The 13,465-nt window shown below is 57.7% G+C and carries 14 protein-coding genes; 7 read left to right on the top strand and 7 right to left on the bottom strand.

All coding sequences use genetic code 11. The annotated features are described in order from the left end of the window. Nucleotides 1–18: 18 nt before the first annotated feature. Together ACM6I0_RS07160 and ACM6I0_RS07155 are read right to left on the bottom strand one after the other, a co-directional pair. On the bottom strand, nt 19–1,554 hold the full coding sequence (locus ACM6I0_RS07160) for a diguanylate cyclase (protein WP_414921854.1): 1,536 nt from the start codon (nt 1,552–1,554) through the stop codon (nt 19–21). Between the two features lie 145 nt (nt 1,555–1,699). Continuing rightward, nucleotides 1,700–2,068: a VOC family protein gene (locus ACM6I0_RS07155; RefSeq protein WP_222587722.1), complete on the bottom strand. Its 369-nt coding sequence runs from the start codon at nt 2,066–2,068 to the stop codon at nt 1,700–1,702. Between the two features lie 180 nt (nt 2,069–2,248). Between ACM6I0_RS07155 and ACM6I0_RS07150 the strand changes: the two genes are divergently transcribed. From ACM6I0_RS07150 to ACM6I0_RS07130, 5 genes are all read left to right on the top strand, one after another. Beyond that, nucleotides 2,249–2,812 (top strand): DUF4174 domain-containing protein, encoded by a 564-nt coding sequence (locus tag ACM6I0_RS07150; protein WP_285435983.1) that lies wholly within the window; start codon nt 2,249–2,251, stop codon nt 2,810–2,812. Continuing rightward, a complete protein-coding gene (locus ACM6I0_RS07145) occupies nt 2,805–2,984 on the top strand; it encodes a hypothetical protein (RefSeq protein WP_414921853.1) in 180 nt (59 codons plus the stop codon). The genes ACM6I0_RS07150 and ACM6I0_RS07145 overlap by 8 nt, the downstream gene beginning before the upstream one ends. A gap of 438 nt (nt 2,985–3,422) precedes the next feature. Next, nucleotides 3,423–3,800, top strand: a complete 378-nt coding sequence (locus tag ACM6I0_RS07140; protein ID WP_414921852.1) for a DUF6124 family protein — start codon at nt 3,423–3,425, stop codon at nt 3,798–3,800. Nucleotides 3,801–3,814: 14 nt separating this feature from the next. Beyond that, nucleotides 3,815–4,078, top strand: a complete 264-nt coding sequence (locus ACM6I0_RS07135; RefSeq protein ID WP_414921851.1) for a hypothetical protein — start codon at nt 3,815–3,817, stop codon at nt 4,076–4,078. Nucleotides 4,079–4,340: 262 nt separating this feature from the next. After that, on the top strand, nt 4,341–4,718 hold the full coding sequence (locus ACM6I0_RS07130; RefSeq protein ID WP_414921850.1) for a DUF6124 family protein: 378 nt from the start codon (nt 4,341–4,343) through the stop codon (nt 4,716–4,718). Between the two features lie 74 nt (nt 4,719–4,792). Here the strand turns inward: ACM6I0_RS07130 and ACM6I0_RS07125 are convergent, their stop codons facing one another. The 3 genes from ACM6I0_RS07125 to ampC form a co-directional block, all read right to left on the bottom strand. Then, nucleotides 4,793–6,226 carry an N-acyl-D-amino-acid deacylase family protein gene (locus ACM6I0_RS07125; protein ID WP_414921849.1) on the bottom strand — a complete coding sequence of 478 codons (1,434 nt, stop codon included), beginning with the start codon at nt 6,224–6,226 and terminating at the stop codon, nt 4,793–4,795. 25 nt (nt 6,227–6,251) lie between these two features. Further along, nucleotides 6,252–7,025 carry an ABC transporter substrate-binding protein gene (locus ACM6I0_RS07120; RefSeq protein WP_414921848.1) on the bottom strand — a complete coding sequence of 258 codons (774 nt, stop codon included), beginning with the start codon at nt 7,023–7,025 and terminating at the stop codon, nt 6,252–6,254. 174 nt (nt 7,026–7,199) lie between these two features. Then, on the bottom strand, nt 7,200–8,366 hold the full coding sequence (ampC, locus tag ACM6I0_RS07115; protein WP_414921847.1) for a class C beta-lactamase: 1,167 nt from the start codon (nt 8,364–8,366) through the stop codon (nt 7,200–7,202). Nucleotides 8,367–8,528: 162 nt separating this feature from the next. Between ampC and ACM6I0_RS07110 the strand changes: the two genes are divergently transcribed. Then, nucleotides 8,529–9,407, top strand: a complete 879-nt coding sequence (locus tag ACM6I0_RS07110) for a LysR family transcriptional regulator (RefSeq protein ID WP_414921846.1) — start codon at nt 8,529–8,531, stop codon at nt 9,405–9,407. 130 nt (nt 9,408–9,537) lie between these two features. On the opposite strand, the gene gudD is transcribed toward ACM6I0_RS07110, so the two are convergent. Both gudD and ACM6I0_RS07100 read right to left on the bottom strand, forming a co-directional pair. Continuing rightward, the gene (gudD, locus tag ACM6I0_RS07105) at nt 9,538–10,881 is read right to left on the bottom strand and encodes a glucarate dehydratase (protein ID WP_414921845.1); all 1,344 of its coding nucleotides are present in this window, start codon (nt 10,879–10,881) and stop codon (nt 9,538–9,540) included. A 24-nt stretch (nt 10,882–10,905) separates the two neighbouring features. After that, on the bottom strand, nt 10,906–12,252 hold the full coding sequence (locus ACM6I0_RS07100) for an MFS transporter (RefSeq protein WP_414921844.1): 1,347 nt from the start codon (nt 12,250–12,252) through the stop codon (nt 10,906–10,908). Between the two features lie 282 nt (nt 12,253–12,534). Between ACM6I0_RS07100 and ACM6I0_RS07095 the strand changes: the two genes are divergently transcribed. After that, entirely contained in the window at nt 12,535–13,248 is a 714-nt protein-coding gene (locus ACM6I0_RS07095; protein WP_285435977.1) for a FadR/GntR family transcriptional regulator, read from the top strand. Nucleotides 13,249–13,465: the final 217 nt, after the last annotated feature.

Below are 13,465 nucleotides of genomic sequence, written 5' to 3'. Positions count from 1 at the left end.
AACCCGACATCCAGCCTGTTACGAATCGGCAAGCTGGACTTGATCACGACCACTTGATTTAGCGCTGTACATAGCGCTGTCCGCACGCCGAACGAAGGCGTCAAATGATTCCGATGGAATCCACGTCGCAACGCCGAAGCTACAGGTCACCTGTCCTGTCTCATCAAATGGGAGGGTGCTTATCAGAACTCTAAGCTTCTCTGCCAGCAGTCTTGTATTGTCCAGCTCGCTATCCGGGCAGATCAATGCAAACTCTTCTCCGCCCGTTCGGCACAGCAGGTCGGTTTTGCGTGTTGCCGAGCGTATTCGTGTGCACAACGACTTCAGAACGTTATCACCACACTGATGCCCCCAGCGGTCGTTGATGTACTTGAAGTGATCGATGTCGAACATGATCAACGACACAGGCTGGTATCGCACGTTAGCCTCGGTGAGCAGGCGCTCCATCAATTCTTCGAAGTATCGGCGGTTATAAACCCCGGTCAGGTGGTCGGTAATGTTCAGTAAACGCAAATCTTGGGTGCGCTCATCAACAAGCGAGAGTGCGCGTGCACGTTGCGTGATCAGCAAGTAAACCAACAAGGTCATCAGCAGCGTCAACCCTGCTCCGAACACGACAATCATGCTGATATACAGTGGGTGGCTGTTGGCGACCAGAAATGTTGAGCTTGGCCGAAACTGCAGCAAGTAATTTTGGTCAGCTACTTTCAGCAGCCGCTGCGCATAGAGCCTTGAAGGGGTCGCTGGCTCCAGGCTCTGATACATATTTGTCCCCTGATGCTGCTTGTCGGTCAATGAAAGCGTCACGTTCAATCGTTGCAGGCTTGGTAATGGAATGCCTTGCTCCATCAAAGCAGCCAGACGCACGGTGGAGATTACGAACCCCTGCAAACCATCATCATTCAATGGCGCCTTGGAGGACTCGTGGAATACGGGGGCGACAAAGAAAACCCCCGCCTGCCCATTGGTCATTTTCAACGGTTCCGACACGACTATTTGATGTGTTTCTCTTGCCTTGCTCATCAAGGCTTGGCGACCCGGGCGAGCCAGAACATCCATGCCAGGTACGATCTTCACGTCATCGCGCTTCATTAGGTAGAGCAATATCCAGTGTTCAGGCCGACTCGCGAGGGGGACTATTTCGCCGGTCACGGGATTGATTTCATGATATGAAAAGTCACTGGTGCCGTTGAGGAGCGCCTTGGCGCGAAACGTTTGTAAATCCTTTTCGAGAATCCTCGGCACCCAGCTATAGGCTTCGTTCTCTTCAACCAGTGGCGTGACGAATCCCAGAAATTCCTTTTCAGTGACATCGTCGGCGTTGATAAAAAAACGCCTTACAACGTCCAGTTTCAAGACCTGAGTATTAAAACGTCGTTGAAGGCGACTGAATCGTTCGTCGACCTCCAGTTGGAACGCAACGCTAACGGTGCGCTGCTCTGACCCAACGAAAAGAATCAATACCAATGCCGTGACGGCCACTCCCGCCAGGCATACCAGAGCGCAAAGCGTCACGTCCGATGCCTTGAGGGCGTACTGACGAGAAGACATCATTTTGTGTTCCTTGCTCATCGCCCAAAACAACGTACAGGCACCTGAAGTTATTTTGGATTATCGGCACGCCTACCGATTTCTTTATAAGCCAGGTGCTGGAAGTCATCCTGCCCTCTTCGAGTCTTTCGGGGGGCCTTCAGCCGCATCACTCGCGGGTGAAAATCTCCAGCAGATGCCCGTCCGGGTCATCGAAATACACCCGTCTCCCACCGCCGTAGTCATTGATTTCGTTTGGTCGCTGTTTGCCGGGATCCGCCCACCAGGTTTGCTGGCGTGCTTGCAGGCGTGCGAACGCCGCATCGAAATCCTCGTCGCCGATTAAAAAAGCGTAGTGTTGGGACGCGATCGGCGGGTCGTTGTTGTAGAAATCCAGTGACACGCCATTGTCGAGCTTGACGATCAGCATCGGCCCGAACGGTTGCGCGCGGGGCAGCCCAAGCATTTCCGTCAAATAGTTTGCGGAGGTCTGTTTGTCACGACACCAGACGATGGTGTGATTCAACTGAGCGCTAATGGCGTGGTCCTCACGGCGGTTCAGGCGGGTCTTCTTGAACCATGAGATTAGCCCAGCCTGTTGCGCAATGACCGGCCTGACCTAAGCTTGGGTCAAGGCGAAACACATTTGCGGTGCGTCACCCGGAACGATCACCGCGATGCGCGATCATTAGAGCGTGGATATCAAAAGGAGATGCGCATGCTCATCAGGTCTTTGGTCCTGACTACACTGCTGGCTTTAGCCGGCCCCTTGCTCGCCGCCGATGATGGCTCACCTCTGGATATTGATAAGGGCAGGTCCCGGGCATTGATTGTCATTGCTCCCAGCACCGTCGACCCGGTGTGGGTGGGGCTGAAAAAGTCGCTGAACGATCCGGCCAACAAGGACGGTGTCGCCCAGCGCAACATCAGGGTGTACACGGTGTTGAACATGTTCGGCCAGCTCGATGGCAAGGATCTCGGTCAACAGGACACCATGGCCCTGATCCGCTCGCTGAAGCTCGGTGCGGGGGCGTTGCCCAAAGTCATCCTGGTGGGCAAGGACGGCGAGAAGAAGTTCGAGAGCTCTGGGGAAGACTCAAAATCGGTCGATTTGAAGAAGATTTTCGACACCATCGACGCCTTGCCAGCGGCCGAGAAAGAAGCCGCCGCGCCAGCGGTCGCGACCCCCGTTGCAGCCGAGCCGGCTGCCAAGGGCGCCAAGGGTACAAAACCGGGTAAACCGGGCAAACCCACCAAGCCGCCTGAAATGCCCGATGATTGAACACAATGGCGTCCGGCTTGAACCCGGACGCCTTGTTGAGCGCATCCTTACCGTTGTCGCATTCGCCGACAATCTCATGGCCTTCACGGCCCGGAATCATCCCGATCGCCAAGCGCGCTACCGTGTGACCATCGACCAACAGCACTTTCAGATGTCAGCCCTCAAGCCCTGATTCAGCATAGTCCCGTCGCGGAAAAACGGCGTTCAAGGGCAGATGCGCGCAGGGGGGGCGAAAAAGGGCGGAGCTACCAAATCGCCGGCGTCCTAGGACGCTATGTATCGGCCTTCGCAGGCTTCGGAGATTTCCTGCAAGACGTGTCGTACTTCATGAACTGGTGCGTAGCTGACCCTGCCGATAACCTTCGTCGGCCGCTGCAAAATCAGCGGTCGGATGTGGAAGTCCGGTGATTACCGAGAGCGCGTGTGCACCTGCAAACACATGTTGGCGTTTTTTATGCCAACATTGTTGCTTATGGCGGCTATGCGCAGGAGCACTCTTGAGTGCACTGGGTTTCTCTTGGTATCCCGGACTTCCACACCTGCGTACAGCTGCCACCCTCATGTGGAAGTGAGATCGGCAGTTTTTCATAATTACCGAGGGTCTTCGCACATGAAAAAATTAAGTCCCAATCCCCCCGAATCCCCAGCGGATTGTGATCCACTCGACCCCATCCAACTGTCCGAAGCTACAGAACGTAAGGTCAGCGCCCGTTTACGTAACCCTAGGCGCGTCGATCCTGTCAGCCACATCTTTACGGTGAACTCCGGCGTCGATACACCAACCCTGCTGAGCCACGCCTGCGAAACCCTGGCTTCCCTCAACGTCCTGATTACCGATCTGGCCTGCAAGCTGGAAGGCTCGAACCGAAACGTGGCGCTGTCGATTCAGCAGTTGGCGGTCATCGCCGAATTGCTGGTGAATCAGGCGCTGGACAATGTTGATCCGCCTGAAGGTGAGCCCGTCATTCAGCCGCCGGTTCAGCATTGAGGGGGGATTCAGTTATGGCCAGATACATGCCGATTACGGGCATTGATTGCTCCATTGCGTCGTTGCTGATCGACACAGACGCCCCGGTAGATGTTTTGCATGACACCGCGGCGTATCGCATTCGCAGCGTGACTCAACTGCTGGAAACCCTTTCGGCAGGAGAGGGCATCGGTCGTGATGCATTGCTGTTGCAGGACTTCGCGCGAGTGTTGGCGATTCCGCTGCGTGACGGTTGTGATTTGATGGATGTGATCGGACGACGATTGCAACTGCAATAATAACGATGGGTGATCTAAAGCGATCGCCCATTTTTTCCACGACAGCGGCTACAAAAAAACCGAATGTTGCGCGCATAGACGTATTGGTTTCATTGGTCTCGGAAATTTCCTGCAAGTCCTGTCGGAATGCGTGAACTGGATTCTGTCAGAACGCGCCGTTAGCCTTCGTCAGCCACCGCACACATCGCGGTCGGACGTGGGAGTCCGCAACACTGAGGGATCCAGGGACGAAAACACCAATGGCCAGAAAGGAGCCTCGTCTATGAAGAAGTTCGGCAAAAATGATGCGCAACGCCCCACCGACGTCAGTTACCTCAAGCTCGTCCGGCTTGGCGAAACGAGCGGGCGCGACACCAACATTCGTGTGCGCAAGCCAAGGCGTTCCGTCCCGATCAACCAAATTCTCACGATTGCCCCTGGCGTCGATACGCTCACGCTCTTGCATCAGGCCAGTGAAACGCTCGCTTCGCTGAATGCCGTGATTGCGAATTTCGCCCACAAGCTGGACGGCTCGAACCGGGTAATGTTGGGGGCGATTCAGCAGTTGGCGGGGATAGCGCAGTTGTTGGTGAATCAGGCGCGGGACAATCTAGATCCGGGAAACGCTACGCCTGACGATCATTCGCCGACTCGGCATTGAGCTGACGCAATAACGACAAAGGGCGACCTCAATAGGTCGCCCTTTTTTCACTGTTGCTGAGCCCTGTGGTTGGTTCAACGACGAATAAATTGTCCGTTCCGTGCCTCGGTGCTTTTGCCCTGGCTGTAGGACAACACACCGTTGACCCATACGGCCTCGATCCCTAGGGGGGGCAATGTCGGTTGTTCGAAGGTGGCACAGTCACGGATATCGTCGGCGTCGAACAAGACAAGGTCGGCCCAGGCCCCCACACTGAGCTGCCCGCGATCACGCAGCCCGAATCGTTCCGCCGGCAGCCCGGTCATCTTGCGCACGGCTTCCTCCAGTGGAAACAACCCCTGATCGCGACTGTAATGGCCAAGTACCCGAGGGAACGTGCCCCACAGCCGGGGATGTGGGCGCGGGTCGTTGGGCAAGCCATCCGAGCCGATCATAGTGTGTGGATAGGCAAGGATGCGCGACACATCGGCTTCGTTCATCTCGTGATAAATCGCTCCGCCCGGTTCCAGCCGTCGAGCCGCGTCGACGTGTGAAAGGCCCCAGAGCGAGGCGATGTCCTTGAGGTCTTTGCCGGCCATTTCTGGATGCGGCGTGGACCAGGTGATCTGGATCCTGAAGCTTTCGTCCACGATGCGCGGGTCGATGGTGGTCGAGCTGGCGGCGTAGGGATAGCAATCACAGCCCACCGGATGCTGCTGTCGGGCATTTTCAATCCGGCCGATAATCGCCTCGCTGCGTCCCCAGTTGCCTGCCCCGGCGCACTTGAGATGCGAAATGATCACGGGCACGCGGGCGTCGTGGCCAATGTCGATGGCTTCGTCGATGGCCTCGATGATTTCGTCATCTTCGGAGCGAATATGGCTCACGTAGATTCCGCCGACACCGTGCAAGGTGGCCGCAAGGTAATCGACTTCCGCCTTGGGTGCTTGCAGGGCATTGCGGTAGGCGAGCCCGGTGCTCAGGCCCAAGGCTCCTTGTTCCAGCGCAGCGTTGAGATCGTCGCGCATGGCGTCGCACTCGGGGAGCGTCGCCGGACGGTCGAACCGTTCCATATGGTTGGCACGCAACGCGGTATGTCCCACCAGCGCCGCGACGTTCACCGCAGGTCGAACCGCTTCGATGGCCTGGGCATAGGCTGCGAAGCTGGGGTATTTGAAGTCCGCCGCCTCGCCGAGCAGATTCATCGGGTCCGGAGGGTCGCCGCGAAGGCGCACACCGGCGGCACTGATGCCGCAGTTTCCGACAATCACCGTGGTCACGCCCTGACAGATTTTCGGCAGCATGGCCGGCTGTTTGATCAGTGCCAGATCATCATGGGTATGGACGTCGATGAACCCCGGACTAAGGATTTTCCCGCGTGCGTCGATTACGTTGCGGGCCTCAAGGTCAGGCAGATGACCCATTGCATGGATCCTGCCATCAACCACCGCGACATCGGTGATAAAGGGCGGCGTGCCGCGACCATCGATGAGCGTGGCGTTGCGGATCAGGGTATCGATGACTGTCATTCAGGGGGCTCCAGCGTACCGGGCTTCAATCGCCATAGATGTTGTAGTCGAAGTACTTCTTCTCAACTTGCTGGTAAGTGCCGTCCGCGCGAAGGGCCTTGATCGCGGTGTTGAACCGCTCGGCCAGCTCGGTGTTGCCCTTGCTCACCGCAATGCCGGTGCCTTCGCCAAAGTACTCCTTGTTACGCAACTCCGGTCCGACGAAGGCGAAGCCCTGGCCCTGCGGCATCTTCAGGAAACCCTCTTGCAGTGGCGCGGCGTTGGCAATGGTGCCGTCGAGCCGGTCGGACTGCATGTCGAGGTAGATCTCCGACTGGGAGCCATAACGGACGATCTCGGCGCCCAGCGGTTGTAGCTTGTCGGTGGCATAACGATCCTGGGAGGTTCCGCGCTGCACGCCGATACGCTTGCCTTTGAGTTGTTTGAAATCATCATCGACTTGCGCGCCGGCTTTCATGACCAATCTTGCCGGGCTCGAATAGTATTTGTCGGTGAACGTGACCGAACGCTTGCGCTCCTCGGTAATCAGCATCGAGGAAATCACCGCATCGATCTTGCGCACTTTCAACGAAGGGATGAGGCCGTCGAACTCTTGTTCGACCCAAACACATTTTGTCTGCATTTGCGCGCACAGGGCGTTGCCGATGTCATAGTCGAACCCGCCGATGCTGCCGTCAGACGTCTTGAAGGCGAACGGCGGATAAGCGGCTTCAATGCCAATGCGCAGAGGCTTGTTCTCCGCCATGGCACCCGAGACACACAATGCCAATGCAAAGCCCAGGCACATTATTTTTTTCATGACGGATCTCCTGATTCACAAAGGAATGTGTTGTCTGTGGGTGGAATGGATGTATTTGTCCATAATGGACACAATCGTCCATTTCCGTCAATGGCGACCTGTTAACGAAAATGGGCGACCTCAAGGGGTCGCCCATTTTTGTTGCTGCCGCTCAATTCTGTAGGGGTGTCAGGCTTATCTGTCCAGTTCACTCAATATCGTATGAGCAATCTTGATTCGGTCCGGGTTCGGATAGTTCTTGTTGGCCAGGATCACGATGCCGATATCCTTTGCCGGCACGAAGGCAATATAGGCGCCGAAACCACCGGTCGACCCGGTCTTGTTGATCCATGTGGCGTCTTGCGCTGGCTTCGGCGGATTCAGCCACTGGACCTTATATGCCTGCATCGCCATCTCTGTCGAGTTGCCGGCCAGCAATGTATCGAGGGTGACTGGATAGTTGTAGAGCTCCCAACCCAACCCCTGGGTCATGGCGTGAACCGTGTAGTAACCGGAGTGAGTGAGTGCGATGGCTTGCGGCAATGGCTCTTCGAGCTCGGCCGGCTTCATGTTCGCCTCAACATAACGCAGCAGATCCGCAGCGCTGGTTTTCACCCCGTAGGCTTCGGAGTCCAGCGCACCCGGTCCAACTCGAACCGGCTGGTTATCCTTGTTGTAACCCTGGGCGTAGAGGCTCATCTGATCCTGCGGCACCTTGAGGTAGGTGTGCTTCAACCCGAGTTTTGGCAGCAGGGTGTTTTCCATCAATGCATCGAACGATTGCCCCATGCTTTTAGCGGCCAGGTAGCCGAACAAACCCAGGCTGGGGTTCGAATACAGGCGGTGGCTGCCCGCGTCATAAACAGGTTTCCACTGTTGGTAGTAGCCGAGCATTTTCTCTGGATGATCGGCCTCATCGGGGAATTGCAGCGGCAGCCCGCCAGCGGTGTAGGTGCCGAGTTGCAGCACGCTGATGTGGTCGAATGCACTGCCCTTCAACTCGGGCCAAACCTGGCTAGCACGATCAGACAAGGACAGTTTTCCGCTGACCTGGGCATAGGCCGCAAGGGTGGCGGTAAAGGTTTTGCTGACCGAACCAATCTCGAACAACGTGTCTTTGCTGACGGGTTTGCCATCCTCTTTGGAGGCCACTCCGTAGTTAAAGTAATGTTGCTTTCCGTTCTGGGTGATTGCGATGGCGACCCCGGGAATGTTCTGTTGCTGCATGACCGGCCCGATAGCCGCTTTCACCAAGGCGTCGATCTGAGCGTCGGACTGAGTCGCGGCGATACAGTGGCCGGCCCCCAGCAATAGCGTGAGAACGCTGCAGGACGCGAGTCTTGGTCGATTGATTTTGAGCATGATGTGAACCACTCTCCATGAGTTGTCATGACGTTAACCGCTGCACTGCAAACGGTTTTGCAACACCGTACCGTTAACGGGCGGGGTAAATCTAGGCAGTCGACCCGCAATCGACAAACGATGATATTTCGGGTTAGCCATTAGAAAAATTTGGGAGTAGGCATGATTCGACCTCATCTGCCGCTGAATGCATTACGCGCCTTCGAGGCTTCCGCGCGCCATTTGAGTTTTACCCGGGCGGCGGTGGAGCTTTACGTCACGCCCGCGGCAGTGAGCCATCAAGTCAAAAGCCTTGAGACCCAGCTTAACGTGACACTGTTCAAGCGCTTGCCCCGTGGCTTGATGCTGACCAGTGAGGGGGAGACTTTGCTGCCGGTGCTGCGCGAGTCTTTCGACAGAATTGCCGACACCCTTGGGTGTTTCGAGGGCGGGCATTTTCGGGAAGTGGTCACCGTAGGCGCCGTTGGGACGTTCGCGGTGGGGTGGCTATTGCCGCGACTGGCGGATTTTCAGGCGAAACATCCGTTCATCGATTTGCGCCTGTCGACCCACAACAACCGGGTGGACGTGGCGGCTGAAGGGCTGGATTACGCGATTCGATTTGGCGCCGGAGCGTGGCACGGGATCGAGGCGTCAAAGCTGATGGAAGCGCCATTGTCGGTGCTTTGCGTTGCGCAAATCGCCGAGCAGTTGCGAGAGCCGGTCGACGTACTCAAGCAGACGCTGTTGCGTTCCTATCGCACGGACGAGTGGCCCGAGTGGTTTCTGGCTGCCGGGTTGCCGCCGCATACGCCACCACCCAGGAGCATCGTCTTCGACTCCTCGCTGGCCATGATGGAGGCCGCGCTACAGGGTGCAGGTGTGGCCTTGGCGCCGCCGCTGATGTTTGCCCGGCAATTGGCGACAGGGGCGATCGAGCAACCGTTCGCTATTGGCATCACCACCGGCAGCTACTGGCTGACCCGCTTGCAGTCGCGGGCGGAAACAGGGGCGATGACGGCGTTCAAGGAATGGCTGCAGCAAGCGGCCAGGACGAACTGACGAATACCATTGCCCCTGTAGGAGTGAGCCTGCTCGCGATGGCGGTGTAACAGTCAACGATGATGTTGAATGTTATGGCCTCATCGCGAGCAGGCTCACTCCCACAGGGGGTTTTCGGTGCTGCGAGGGTCTAGCGCACCAGGCACGGCCGCTTGTTATCGAACTTCCATCCTGGAATCAGAAACTGCATGGCCACGCTGTCATCGCGCGCGCCCAGGCCCATGCCTTTGTACAACTCATGGGCCTTGGCCAATTGGTCCAGGTCCAGTTCAACCCCCAGCCCCGGTTTTTTCGGCACCTGCACGCAACCTCCGACGATTTGCAGCGGCGCCTTGGTCAGGCGCTGGCCGTCCTGCCAGATCCAGTGTGTGTCGATGGCGGTGATTTCACCTGGCGCGGCCGCCGCGACGTGGGTGAACATTGCCAGGGAAATGTCGAAGTGGTTGTTGGAGTGCGAGCCCCAGGTCAGGCCCCATTCGTGGCACATCTGCGCCACGCGCACCGAGCCCTGCATCGTCCAGAAGTGCGGGTCGGCCAACGGGATGTCCACCGATTGCAACTGGATCGCGTGGCCCATTTCCCGCCAGTCGGTGGCGATCATGTTGGTCGCGGTTTTAAGGCCAGTGGCGCGGCGGAACTCAGCCATGACTTCGCGCCCCGAATAGCCATTTTCCGCGCCGCACGGGTCCTCGGCATAAGCGAGTACGCGGTGCTGGTCGCGGCACAGGCGAATGGCTTCCTTGAGTGACCAGGCGCCATTCGGATCGAGCGTGATGCGCGCCTCGGGAAAGCTTTCAGCCAGCGCGGTGACGGCTTCGATCTCTTCATCGCCGCTGAGTACCCCGCCCTTGAGTTTGAAGTCCTTGAAGCCGTAGCGAGCGTGCGCGGCTTCGGCCAGGCGCACCACGGCGTCAGCGGTCATGGCTTTTTCGTGACGCACTTGGAACCAGTCGTTGTCGGCGTCCGGTTCGCTGCGATAAGCCAGGTCGGTCTGGTTGCGATCCCCCACATAAAACAGATACCCGAGCATCTTCACTTCATCGCGCTGCTGGCCTTCGCCGAGCAGGGCGGCGACCGGCACGTCGAGGTGCTGGCCGAGCAAGTCGAGCAGGGCGGCCTCAAGGCCGGTGACCGCGTGAATGGTGATGCGCAGGTCGAAGGTTTGCAGGCCACGACCGCCGGCGTCGCGATCGGCGAAGGTCTGGCGGACCTGATTGAGGATCTTCTGGTACGTGCCGATCGGGCTGCCAACCACCAGGGAGCGTGAGTCTTCCAGCGTTTGGCGAATACGCTCGCCCCCCGGCACTTCGCCGACGCCGGTGTGGCCGGCGTTGTCCTTGAGGATCACGATGTTGCGGGTGAAAAACGGTCCGTGGGCGCCGCTCAGGTTGAGCAGCATGCCGTCATGACCGGCCACCGGCACCACTTGCATGCTGGTGATGATCGGGGCTTTTGCGGTGTCTTGTGCGTTCATTGTCATGTCCTTGTAAATCGCGATTCAGGCGTGGTTGGGCGTTGGTTTGCCCAGCGCAACGGCGGGCGCCGTTTTCGGTTTATTGCGTGCGGCGAAGACGATGATTGCCGCGATGATCGACGTCGCAGCCAAGCCGTACAGCCCGCCCTGAATCGAGCCGGTGTGTTCTTCAAGCAGGCCGAAAGTGGTGGGGGCGACGAAACCGCCGAGGTTGCCCACCGAGTTGATCAACGCGATTACACCGGCAGCGATCCGTGCATCCAGGTAGGCCTGGGGTATTGGCCAGAACAGTGAGGACGCCGATTTGAAACCCAGCGCAGCAAAGCAGATGGCGACAAACGCGAAGATCGGCCCGCCCGTGGTGGACATGAACATCCCGGCGGCGGCGATCAGCAATGCGGTAGCGACCCAGGCTTGCTGGTGCTTCCATTTGGCCGACAGCGAGGCAAAGGCGTACATGCCGACGATCGACAATAACCACGGAATCGAGTTGAACAGCCCGACCTGAACGTCGCTCAGGTCACCCATTTTCTTGATGATGCTCGGCAGCCAGAAGGTCGCGGCATAAATGGTCAGCTGGATAAAGAAGTAGATCAGGCAGAACAGGATGATCTGGCGATCCTTGAGCAGCGTGCCCAACGACGGTTTGATCGGCGTCGCGGCTTCGCGGGCCAGTTGTTCGTCATCGATGGCCTTGACCAGAGCGTCTTGTTCGGCGCGGGTCATCCATTTGGCGTCATGGGGTTTGGAGTCGAGCCAGAACCAGACGAACACGCACAGCCCGACCGAAAACATCCCCTCGATGAAATACATCCACTGCCAGCCGTGCAGGCCAAATCCACTGACTTGCAGGAGCAACCCGGACAGCGGGCCGGAGATCAGCGAAGCGATGGCCGAACCGCTGAGAAAGATGGCAATCGCCTTGCCGCGCTCAACGCCTGGCAACCAGCGGGTGAAGTAATAAATCACCCCCGGAAAGAACCCGGCTTCAGCCACGCCGAGCAGGAATCGCAGGATGTAGAAGTGGGTTTCGTTCTGGATGAAGGCCATGCAGGCGGCTACCAGGCCCCAGGTCAGCATGATCCGGGTCAGCCAGATGCGTGCGCCGACTTTTTGCAGAAGCATGTTGGAGGGGACTTCGAACAGCGCGTAACCGATGAAGAACAGACCGGCACCGAGGCCGTAGGCGGCAGCGCCTATGCCCAGGTCTTGCTCCATGTGGGCGCGGACGAAGCCGATGTTCACGCGGTCAATGTAATTGACGATGAACATGATGACGAAGAGCGGCAGGACATGGCGTTTCACTTTCGAGATGGCGGATTTCAGGACCGAATCGGCGCCGTCGTGCATCCCGGATATGGATGTAGTCACTTGGTTTTTCTCCCACTGATTATTTTTATGCGGGGTGAAGCTGAGGTGTTGCGTGTTGACAGACATCATACAACTAGATTTTTTCGGTGCGCAAGCGCTTAGATCCAACAAAATGGCGCTATAGGCGCAGTTATCTATATTTTTTTCCTTTGGGTTGGCCTGTTGTTGACTTTGAAATGTGGCCTTTCTTGAGTGTTGTCATACAAGTTGAGCGAGCTTTTCTTGAGATTCCAGTGGGGCTCAGTGCTACGATTCCGATAGCCCTGCCATCGGACGATCACCATGCAAGAAGACCTCGACGCGCCTGCCCGCAAGCGCACCCACAATCTGGCTCACGACCTGGTGGCCAAACTGACCCAGAGCATCTTGCTCGGCCAGATGCTGCCGGGGGACAAGCTGCCGTCGGAGAACACGATTGTTCAGGAGCACGGGGTCAGTCGTACCGTGGTGCGTGAGGCAATCTCGAAGTTGCAGGCCTCGGGCCTGGTGGAAACCCGTCACGGTATTGGCACCTTTGTGCTGGAACGCGCACCGGAGCAGGGGTTGCGCCTTAATGTCGATACGGCCCTCGGGGTGCGTAGCATTCTGGAGTTGCGCATGGGCCTGGAAACCCAGGCCGCGGCGCTGGCGGCGATGCGTCGCACCGATCAGCAACTGGCGCAAATGCGCGAAGCGCTTGATGACTATCAGAGTCTGCTCGCTAACAACGACAGCTGTGTTGAAGCTGACAAGCGTTTTCACCTGTTGATTGCCGAAGCCACGGGTAACGTGTGCTTCACTGAAATCATGCAGCACTTGGGCAGTGCGATGATTCCGCGTACCCGGGTCAATGCGGCCGAGCGTGGTGCGGCGGATTTGAGCAAGCTGGGGCAGCTCGCGAATCTTGAACATGAGGCGATTCTAAACGCCATCAAGCGTCAGGACCCGGACGCGGCGCGCGCCGCCATGTGGCTGCACCTGACCAACAGCCGTGACCGGTTTTCGGCGGGTGTCTGAGATTCGTTTTTCTACTGGATAGCACCCAGCGGCTAATGCTGTTTACTTTAGAAAGTTTTGGGGTTGGGGTTGGGGTTGGCTTTGGGTACATATCCGTTTTTGCGGTCATGGCGGCTTATGGTTCCGCCCTGACGGCGGGTCACTTTCGAAAAGCGCGAAAGTAACCAAAGCGCTTTGCCCCTGACGTTCGGTGCCTCGCCAAGGCTCGGCATGCCCT

Source organism: Pseudomonas sp. IT-P294 (assembly GCF_949767865.1).
GTDB lineage: Bacteria > Pseudomonadota > Gammaproteobacteria > Pseudomonadales > Pseudomonadaceae > Aquipseudomonas.
This window is presented reverse-complemented; position numbering and strand designations above follow the sequence as displayed.